Annotated in this window: 5 protein-coding genes; 2 read left to right on the top strand and 3 right to left on the bottom strand. The window is 70.9% G+C overall.

The genetic code is table 11. The features are described 5' to 3' along the window. Window positions 1–49: 49 nt before the first annotated feature. From ACFWA9_RS37340 to ACFWA9_RS37330, 3 genes are all read right to left on the bottom strand, one after another. Window positions 50–769, bottom strand: coding sequence for an SDR family oxidoreductase (locus ACFWA9_RS37340; protein ID WP_329489906.1), 720 nt, complete (start codon window positions 767–769; stop codon window positions 50–52). Window positions 770–1,276: 507 nt separating this feature from the next. Further along, window positions 1,277–2,566, bottom strand: a complete 1,290-nt coding sequence (locus ACFWA9_RS37335) for a citrate synthase (RefSeq protein WP_329489905.1) — start codon at window positions 2,564–2,566, stop codon at window positions 1,277–1,279. A 224-nt stretch (window positions 2,567–2,790) separates the two neighbouring features. Then, complete coding sequence (locus ACFWA9_RS37330) at window positions 2,791–5,028, bottom strand: ATP-dependent RecD-like DNA helicase (RefSeq protein ID WP_380393692.1); 2,238 nt, start codon at window positions 5,026–5,028, stop codon at window positions 2,791–2,793. Window positions 5,029–5,182: 154 nt separating this feature from the next. Between ACFWA9_RS37330 and ACFWA9_RS37325 the strand changes: the two genes are divergently transcribed. Beyond that, window positions 5,183–5,974 (top strand): VOC family protein, encoded by a 792-nt coding sequence (locus tag ACFWA9_RS37325; protein WP_352298431.1) that lies wholly within the window; start codon window positions 5,183–5,185, stop codon window positions 5,972–5,974. 178 nt (window positions 5,975–6,152) lie between these two features. After that, entirely contained in the window at window positions 6,153–6,605 is a 453-nt protein-coding gene (locus ACFWA9_RS37320; RefSeq protein WP_380393688.1) for a GNAT family N-acetyltransferase, read from the top strand. Window positions 6,606–6,750: the final 145 nt, after the last annotated feature.

Genomic DNA, 6,750 nt, shown 5'->3' with positions numbered 1-6,750 from the left:
CGCCCACCGCGCGTGCGGTGGGCGGGCCCCTCGGCGTCTCCCGGAGCGGTCAGCGCCCGAGCAGCTCGCCGCCGTTGCAGTGCATGATCTCGCCGGTGATGAAGCCGGCCTCCGCCGAGGCGAGGAAGTAGACCGCCGCGGCCACCTCGCCCGCCTCGCCGATCCGGCCGAGCAGCGTCCGGGCCGCCCGGCGGGACACCTCGGCCTCGTCCAGCCGGGGGCCGAAGAACTCGGTGCCCGCCACGGTGCCCGGGGCGACGATGTTGGCCGTGATCCCCGAGGTGCCGAGCTGCGCGGCCAGGAAGTGGTTCCAGGCGTGCAGCGAGGCCTTGGCGGCCCCGTACGAGCCGGCGCCGCTCAGGGCGGCGATCGAGCTGACCGTGACCACCCGGCCCGAGCCCGGGGTGAGCCGGTCGCGGATGGACTCGGTCAGCAGCACCACGGTCAGCACATTGCGCTCGAAGTCGCCGCGCCAGCGGGCCAGCAGGGCGTGCGGCCCGCCACCGATCACGGTCTCCCGGCTGCCGGCGTTGTTCACCAGCACGTCGATCCGCTCCGGCAGTTCACCCAGCGCCGCCTCGACGTCGTCGGGGTCGGCGAGGTCGCGGACCAGTGGGGTGACGTTCGGTCCGAGGTCGGCCGCGGCCCGTTCGAGCACCGCCCGCCGACGGCCGACGATCACCACCCGTTCGCCCGCCTCGGCGAACCGCCGCGCCACTTCGTACCCGATACCCGTGCCACCACCGGTGACGACGACGTTCCTGGCCATCTGCGCACTCCCTCCCCAGTTCCGCCGCCACGCTGCGAGGGTGCGGGGCGGTCCGTACCGGAATGCCACGATTCCTATCACGCTCGGTTGCCGTGGCTGCGGGGAGGGTGACGTAGCCGCCGCCGGGAGGTGTGATATGGGCGGGCCACAGCCCGCACACGGAGCGTGGCGAGAGGCAGCTCACACCCCCCGGGCGTAACTTCTCGCACCCTGATACGTCTTAGGTTGGTAGTGCGGCAGTTTTTCGGTGGGCGGAGACGTGGCGAACGGCATCACGTCGCCGCACGGCCACCACTGCCGCCGACGGGGCTCCGGCGGGCCCCGGGACGGTCGCCGACGGTTGGCGGCCTTCGCGCACGACGCCGGGGTGTGGCGGGTCTGGGACGCTTTGAGCGGCCGTCCCCGGCTGCGGCCGCCCCGGAGTCGTGCGCTGTACCTCTCCCACCCTCGTGCGGGACGGTGAAGGGCCCGGCCGCGTGAAGCGGCCGGGCCCTTTCAGGTCCTGCGTCAGCGGGCTTCGAGGCCCACGTAGTCGCGGATCGCGGTGCCGGTGTAGATCTGGCGCGGACGGCCGATCCGGCTGGTCGGGTCGTTGATCATCTCGTGCCAGTGGGCGATCCAGCCCGGCAGCCGGCCGAGGGCGAACAGCACGGTGAACATGCTGGTCGGGAAGCCCATGGCGCGGTAGATCAGGCCGGTGTAGAAGTCCACGTTCGGGTAGAGCTTGCGCGAGACGAAGAAGTCGTCCTGGAGCGCGTGCTCCTCCAGCTTGAGCGCGATGTCGAGCAGCTCGTCGGACTTGCCGAGCTGGCCGAGCACCTCGTGCGCCAGCAGCTTGACCTGCGCGGCGCGCGGGTCGAACGCCTTGTACACGCGGTGGCCGAAGCCCATCAGCTTGACGCCGTCCTCGCGGTTCTTCACCTTGCGAATGAACGCGTCGACGTCGCCGCCGTCCTTCTGGATGCTCTCCAGCATCTCCAGCACGGCCTGGTTCGCGCCGCCGTGCAGCGGGCCCCAGAGCGCCGAGATGCCGGCCGAGATCGAGGCGAACTGGTTCGCGTGGCTGGAACCCACCAGGCGGACGGTGGAGGTCGAGCAGTTCTGCTCGTGGTCCGCGTGCAGGATCAGCAGCTTGTCCAGCGCGTTCACGACGACCGGGTTGAGCTCGTAGTCCTCGGCGGGGACGGCGAAGGTCATCCGCAGGAAGTTCTCGACGTAGCTCAGGTCGTTGCGCGGGTAGACGAACGGCTGGCCGACCGACTTCTTGTACGCGTAGGCCGCGATCGTCGGCAGCTTCGCCAGCAGGCGGACCGTCGACAGGTGGCGCTGGGCGGCGTCGAAGGGGTTGTGGCTGTCCTGGTAGAAGGTGGACAGCGCGCCGACGACCGAGGACAGCATCGCCATCGGGTGGGCGTCGCGCGGGAAGCCCTGGTAGAAGCGCTTGACGTCCTCGTGCAGCAGGGTGTGCTGGGTGATCTCGCGGTTGAACTCCGACAGCTGGTCCGCGGTCGGCAGCTCACCGTTGATCAGGAGGTACGCGGTCTCGATGAAGCTGCCCTGCTCGGCGAGCTGCTCGATCGGGTAGCCGCGGTACCGCAGGATGCCGTTGTCACCGTCCACGAAGGTGATCGCGGACTTGTACGCGGCGGTGTTACCGAAGCCGTTGTCCAGGGTGACCAGGCCGGTCTGCGGGAGCAGCTTCGAGATGTCGAAGCCGGCGTTGCCCGCAGTGCTCTCGACGACGGGGTACTCGTACTCGCCGTCCTGGTACCGCAGTACTACCGAGTTGTCGCTCACGTCTTCCTCACCGACGAAATGAATCCTCTTCCAAGGTGCCCTGACTGTCTCTACCATCCCCCATCTGGCGGACAGCCGCGCACCCGGGGTGGCCCGAAAGGGACCGCCCCTACAAAACCTGCCGCCGCAGCCGGTACGAACCGGACAAGATCGGCACCACTCCAGGCTCTGCCGTAAATCTCTTCACGTCAAGAGAACAATAGAGGCAACCATCCGTTGGAGAATCATCCAGTCGCCAGCCGATGATCCAGCGCGGCGTGCCTCCTACCTGCGCTGACGGTGCGAACGGCCTGTCCGATCGCCTTCCGTGACCCCACCAGCACTACGAGTTTCCGCGCCCTGGTCACGGCGGTGTAGAGCAGGTTCCGCTGGAGCATCGTCCAGGCGGACGTGGTGACCGGAATCACCACCACTGGGTACTCGCTCCCCTGCGACCGGTGGATCGTCACCGCGTACGCGTGCGCCAACTCGTCCAGCTCGTCGAAGTCGTACGGCACCTCCTCGTCCTCGTCGGTGACCACCGTCAACCGCTGGTCGTCCACGCTCAGTGAGGTCACCACTCCCACTGTGCCGTTGAAGACCCCGTTGCGCCCCTTGTCGTAGTTGTTGCGGATCTGGGTGACCTTGTCCCCCACCCGGAACGTCCGGCCGCCGAACCGGCGCTCCGCCAGCCCCTCCCGGGCCGGCGTCACCGCCGCCTGCAGCAGCGTGTTCAGGTTCCCCGCGCCCGCCGGCCCCCGGTGCATCGGCGCCAGCACCTGGACGTCCCGGCGCGCGTCGTACCCGAAACGCTGCGGGATCCGCCGCGCCACCACGTCCACCGTCAGCCCGGCCGCCTGCTCGGCGTCGTCCTCCACGAACAGGAAGAAGTCCGGCAGACCCTCCGTCAACGGCGGCAGGCCCTCGTTGATCCGGTGCGCGTTGGTCACCACGCCCGACTGCGCCGCCTGCCGGAAGATCCTGGTCAGCCGCACCGAGGGAATCGGGCCGCCGTCGGCCAGCAGGTCCCGCAGCACCTCGCCGGCGCCCACCGACGGCAGCTGGTCCACGTCCCCCACGAACAGCAGGTGCGCCCCCGGCGCCACCGCCTTGACCAGCTTGTTCGCCAGGATGAGGTCCAGCATCGAGGCCTCGTCGACCACCACCAGGTCGGCGTCCAGCGGGCGGTCCCGGTCGTAGGCCGCGTCCCCGCCCGGCCTCAGCTCCAGCAGCCGGTGCACCGTCGAGGCCTCCACCCCGGTCAGCTCCGCCAGCCGCTTCGCCGCCCGGCCGGTCGGCGCCGCCAGGACGACCTTCGCCCGCTTCGCCAGCGCCAGCGTCACGATCGACTTCACCGTGAACGACTTGCCGCAGCCCGGACCGCCCGTCAGCACCGCCACCTTCTCCGTCAGGGCCAACCGCACCGACTGCTCCTGCTCCGGAGCCAGCTCCGCCCCCGTCCGCTTCGCCAGCCAGCCGAGCGCCGCCGGCCAGTCCACGTCCGCGAACCACGGCATCCGGTCCGACTCCGAACGCAGCAGCCGCAACAGCTGGTTGGCCAGCGAGATCTCGGCCCGGTGGAAGGGCACCAGGTACACGGCGGTGATCGGCTCCCCCGCCTCCCCCGGCACCGCTTCGCGCACCACCCCCTCCGCGGCCACCAGCTCCGCCAGGCAGTCGATCACCAGCCCGACGTCCACCTGGAGCAGCTTCACCCCGTCCGCGATCAGCCGCTCCTCGGGCAGGTAGCAGTGCCCCTGGTCGCTGCTCTGCGACAGCGCGTACTGCAGGCCCGCCTTCACCCGCTCCGGACTGTCGTGCGGGATGCCCACCGCCTGCGCGATCCGGTCCGCCGTCAGGAAGCCGATGCCCCAGACGTCCGACGCCAGCCGGTACGGCTCGTTCTTGACCACCCCGATCGAGCCGTCCCCGTACTGCTTGTAGATCCGCACCGCGAGCGACGTCGACACGCCGACCCCCTGCAGGAAGACCATCACCTCCTTGATGGACTTCTGCTCCTCCCAGGCCGCCGCGATCTTCTTGGTGCGCTTCGGCCCGAGCCCCGGCACCTCGATCAACCGGCCCGGCTCGTTCTCGATCACCTCCAGGGTGTCCACCCCGAACCGCTCCACGATCCGCTCCGCGAACCGCGGCCCGATGCCCTTGATGAGCCCCGAGCCGAGGTAGCGCTGGATGCCCTGGATCGTCGCGGGCAGCACCGTCGTGTAGTTCTCCACCACGAACTGCTTGCCGTACTGCGGGTGCGACCCCCACCGCCCGTGCAGCCGCAGCGACTCCCCCGGCTGCGCCCCCAGCAGCGCGCCCACCACCGTCAGCAGGTCGTTCGCACCGCGCCCGGTGTCCACCCGGGCGACGGTGTAGCCCGTCTCCTCGTTGGCATAGGTGATCCGCTCCAGCACGCCCTCGACCTGAGCGAGCTGGCGCGGCAGCGGCGGCTGGTCCGCCTGCGTCTGCCTGGCCACCGGGCCCCCCTTATCAGTGCGGGTGCAGTTTCGCTACGCACCGTACCGCCCGGGTGCGACACCGGGCGTCCTGATGCCAGGCTGGAGGGCAGCGGGGGACGCCGACACCGCCCGTGCCCCGCCGCGACGGGCCCGTTCAAGGAGCACCGCCACCATGCTCAGCACCGCCTTCACCCCCGGCTCCCCGAACTGGCTCGACCTCGCCAGCCCGGACATCGCCGCGTCCGCGGTCTTCTACAACACCGTGTTCGGCTGGACCTTCGCCACGGCGGGGCCCGAAGGGGGCGGCTACGGTTTCTTCCAGCAGGACGGCCGCACGGTCGCCGCCCTCGGACCGCTCAACGAGAACGCGGACCGCCCCGGCTGGACGATCTACTTCCACACCCCCGACGCCGACCGGACCACCGCGCTCGTCGAAGCCGGCGGCGGCACCGTCCGGTTCGCCCCGTTCGACGTCTTCAACAGCGGCCGGATGGCCGGTTACCGCGACCCCACCGGCGCCGAGTTCGCCGTCTGGCAGCCGCACGCCACCCGCGGCCTGGACACCGTCACCGATCAGGGCACCTTCTGCTGGGCCGAGTGCTACAGCGTCGACGCCGACGCGGCCAAGGAGTTCTACCGCGGCGTCTTCGGCTGGCAGGAGCAGGACGTCCCGCTCGGCGAGGTGACGTACACCGTCCTCACCCCGGCCGGCGGCGGTACCGACGACGCCCACGGCGGCATCATGCAGCTCGGCCCCGAGCAGACGGCCGCGGGCACCGGCTCGCACTGGCTCCCCTACTTCGAGGTCGCCAACGTGGACGCCGCCCTCGCCCTGGCCGGCCAGCTGGGCGCGACCGTCCGCATCCCCGCGATGGACGTGCACGGTGTCGGCCGACTGGCCCAGCTCCTCGACCCGCACGGGGCGGTCTTCGCCGTCATCACCAGCGCGCTGCCCGGCGAGTGACGCCGGATCACCTCGCCGCTCCACCCCTCGGGCGCACCCCGAGCGGCCCCCTCGGCGGCCTCTCGACGGCCTCTGACGGGCCCAGGCGGGCCCCGCGGGCGCGCGGGGGCGGCAGAGGAACAGACCCGAGCCCTGGACGGGCCCCTCCGCGCCCCAGGGGCTCGCCTAGGCTGTGATCATGAACGACCTGACGATCCGCCGCGCCGCCGCCGACGACCTGCCGGCGATAGTGGCCATGCTCGCCGACGACCCCCTGGGCGCCGCCCGCGAGAGCCCCGACGACCTCTCCCCCTACCGGACGGCCTTCGCCCGGATCGACGCCGACCCGCACCAGCACCTCGTGGTCGCCGAGCGGGCCGGCCGGACCATCGGAACGCTCCAGCTGACGGTGGTGCCCGGGCTCTCCCGCAAGGGCTCCACCCGCACCATCATCGAGGCGGTCCGGATCCACGCGGACGAGCGCGGCACCGGCCTCGGCACCGACCTGATCCGGTGGGCGATCGACCGCTCCCGCGAGCTCGGCTCCGACCTCGTCCAGCTCACCTCTGACGCGACCCGGACCGACGCCCACCGCTTCTACGAGCGCCTCGGCTTCGTCCCCTCGCACCTCGGGTTCAAGCTCGCCCTGTAGTCCCCCCGGACCGGTTCCGCACCGCAATTCCGGCGCTGCCCTGGAAACGTAAAGAACCCCCCGATCCTTACGGACCGGGGGGTTCTTTGGAATGATTGTTCGGCGGCGTCCTACTCTCCCACAGGGTCCCCCCTGCAGTACCATC

The organism is Kitasatospora sp. NPDC059973 (genome assembly GCF_042737525.1).
In the GTDB taxonomy this organism is placed as follows: domain Bacteria; phylum Actinomycetota; class Actinomycetes; order Streptomycetales; family Streptomycetaceae; genus Kitasatospora.
This window is presented reverse-complemented; position numbering and strand designations above follow the sequence as displayed.